This is a genomic window from Mycobacterium sp., from assembly GCF_049683935.1.
Taxonomy (GTDB): Bacteria; Actinomycetota; Actinomycetes; order Mycobacteriales; family Mycobacteriaceae; genus Mycobacterium.
Window position 1 is genome coordinate 1 of sequence record NZ_JBAUJR010000086.1, and the last position, 2,847, is coordinate 2,847.

General features: G+C 67.4%; 3 protein-coding genes. 2 read left to right on the forward strand and 1 reads right to left on the reverse strand.

Translation table 11 applies throughout. The annotated features are described in order from the left end of the window. Nucleotides 1–990, reverse strand: a 990-nt coding sequence (locus WA965_RS04805; protein ID WP_526447161.1) for an aminotransferase class III-fold pyridoxal phosphate-dependent enzyme, incomplete at its 3' end; no start/stop codon positions are given. Between the two features lie 203 nt (nucleotides 991–1,193). On the opposite strand from WA965_RS04805, the gene WA965_RS04810 reads away from it, so the two are divergent. Both WA965_RS04810 and WA965_RS04815 read left to right on the forward strand, forming a co-directional pair. Continuing rightward, complete coding sequence (locus WA965_RS04810) at nucleotides 1,194–2,543, forward strand: NAD-dependent succinate-semialdehyde dehydrogenase (protein WP_526300650.1); 1,350 nt, start codon at nucleotides 1,194–1,196, stop codon at nucleotides 2,541–2,543. A gap of 27 nt (nucleotides 2,544–2,570) precedes the next feature. After that, the coding region (locus WA965_RS04815; protein WP_526447163.1) for a Fe-S protein at nucleotides 2,571–2,847 on the forward strand (277 nt) is incomplete at its 3' end.

The window sequence follows — 2,847 nt, forward strand, 5'->3', positions numbered from 1 at the left end:
GGCGACGGGGTTGCCGCTGTAGGTGCCCCCGATCCCGCCCGGGTGCGCGGCGTCCATCACGTCGGCGCGCCCGGTCACCGCTGCCAGCGGCAGCCCGCCGGCCAAGCCTTTGGCGGTGGTGAGCAGATCGGGCACCAGACCGTCGTGTTCGCTGGCGAACCAGGCACCGGTGCGGGCGATCCCGGTCTGAATCTCATCGGCGACCAACAGGATGCCCCGGTCGCGGCAGAAGTCGGCGACCGACCGCAGGAAGCCCTCGGCCGGGACGATGAACCCGCCCTCGCCCTGGATCGGTTCGACGACGACGCAGGCCACGGTGTCTGCGCCGATCTGGGAGTCGACGAGGTGGGCGAACTGACCGAAGGCCTCGGCTGCGCAGTTCTGGGGCGAGGGCCAGCGGTATGCGTAGGCCATCGGCGCGCGGTACACCTCGGGGGCGAACGGACCGAAGCCGTGCTTGTACGGCTGATTCTTGGCGGTCATCGTCATCGTCAGCAGCGACCGGCCGTGGAACGCGTGATCGAACACTACGACCGCCGAGCGCCCGGTGGCGGCGCGGGCGTACTTGACGGCGTTCTCCACGGCCTCGCTGCCGGTGTTGAACAGTGCGGTGCGCTTCTCGTGACTGCCCGGGGCCAGCCGGTTCAGGGTCTCCGCCACCTCGATGTAGGGCTCGTACGGGGTGGCCAGGAAACAGGTGTGGGTGTACCGCGCGAGCTGTGCGGCCGCCCTCGACACCACCGCGGGTGCGGAGTTGCCGACCGTCGTGACCGCGATACCGCTGCCCAGGTCGATGAAGGAGTTGCCGTCCACGTCGACGACGACGCCGCCGCCGGCCGCTGCCACGTAGACCCCTGCGGCACTGGTCAATCCGGCGGGCAGGGCGGCGCTGCGGCGCTCGGCCAGATCACGGGACCGGGGACCGGGGACGTCGGTGCAGACCCGGCGCACCTGCGCCAGGCCGGGTCCGCCGATCGGAGGGGCTGTCATGAGTTGAGCCTAAGGACGTCGATTCGATCGGGGCAGGTCCACAGTGGACAAGGTTCGTGACGAAGATATACGCAGCGGCGATTGTCCCTACCGGGTTCGGCCTAACAGTCTGGTCCGTCGAACTCGGGACCGTAGTGTTGAACCCGACCGCGAGACTGGAAAGACCCGGTTCGTAGGACCATGAGTTAGAGGAGTGGAACACAATGAGCACATCCCTGTATGCGGTGGTTGACCCGTCGACGGGCGAGCTGATCCAGGAGTACCCCACCGCCACCGACGAGCAGATCGAGCAGGCCGTCGCGTCCGCGGCGAAGGCCCACAAGGAGTGGTCCCGCGGATCGACCGTCGCCGAGCGCGCCGCCCTGATCCGCAGGGTCGCCGAACTGCACACCGAGCGCAAGAGTGAACTGGCCAAGATCATCCAGCGCGAGATGGGCAAGCCGCTGGACCAGTCCGAGGGCGAGGTCGACTTCAGCGCCGCGATCTACGAGTACTACGCCGACAATGCCGAGAAGTTCCTCGCCGACGAGCCGATCGATCTTGTCGAGGGGGAGGGCTCAGCGCTGATCCGCCGCAGTTCGGTCGGCGTGCTGCTCGGGATCATGCCGTGGAACTACCCGTACTACCAGGTGGCCCGATTCGCCGGCCCGAACCTGGTGCTCGGAAACACCATCGTCCTCAAGCACGCCCCGCAGTGCCCCGAATCGTCGGCCGCGTTGCAGCAGATCTTCCTCGACGCCGGCTACCCGGAGGGCGCCTACGTCAACGTCTACGCCACCAACGACCAGATCGCGGAGGTCATCGCGGACCCACGCGTGCAAGGGGTTTCGTTGACAGGCTCGGAGCGTGCCGGAGCTGCCGTCGCCGAGATCGCGGGCCGCAATCTCAAGAAGGTGGTGCTGGAACTCGGCGGCTCGGACCCGTTCATCCTGCTCAGCTCCGACGATCTGGATTCAGCGGTGGAGGCCGCGATCGAAGGACGGTTCGAGAACACCGGGCAGGCCTGCAACGCCGCGAAGCGGATCATCGTCGCCGAGGACATCTACGACGACTTCCTGGACAAGTTCACCAAGAAAGTTCTCGGCAAGGCGGATGGACTGGCCCCGCTGTCGTCGGTCGCGGCTGCCGACCGGCTCGACGAGCAGGTGAAACGGGCCGTGGACGACGGCGCGACGCTGGTGTCCGAGGGTCAGCGCAACGGTGCCTTCTTCCCGCCCGGCGTACTGACCGGCGTCTCTCCTGACTCGCCGAGCTACAAGGAGGAGCTGTTCGGCCCCATCGCGACCGTCTACAAGGTGACCTCCGAGGACGAGGCCGTCAACGTCGCGAACGACACCCCGTTCGGGTTGGGCTCCTACGTCTTCACCACCGACGACGAGCAGGCCAAGCGCGTCGCGGACAGGATCGAGGCGGGGATGGTGTTCGTCAACGCCGTCGGGGCCGAAGGCGTCGAGTTGCCGTTCGGCGGCGTGAAGCGATCCGGCTTCGGTCGCGAGCTGGGCCGCTTCGGCATCGACGAGTTCGTGAACAAGAAGCTCATCCGCATCAGCTGAGGAGCACGCGCGTTGTAGCCTCACACCATGGAAGTACTACGCGATGTAGTTGTCCTGGTGCATCTGGTCGGATTCGCCGTGACCTTCGGCGCCTGGGTTGCGGAGGCGGCCGCCGGTCGCTTCCGCACCACCCGGGTGATGGACTACGGGCTGCTGGTGTCGTTGCTCACCGGCCTCGCGCTGGCGGCGCCGTGGCCGGCCGGAATCGAACTGAACTACCCCAAGATCGGGGTCAAGCTGGTGATCCTGGTGATCCTGGGTGCGCTGCTGGGCATGGGCAACGCCCGGCTGCGGCGCACCGGGG

Coding starts and splice junctions, on each gene's coding strand:
- WA965_RS04810 (WP_526300650.1), top strand. CDS start 1,194: ATGAGCACATCCCTGTATGCGGTGGTTGACCCGTCGACGGGCGAGCTG.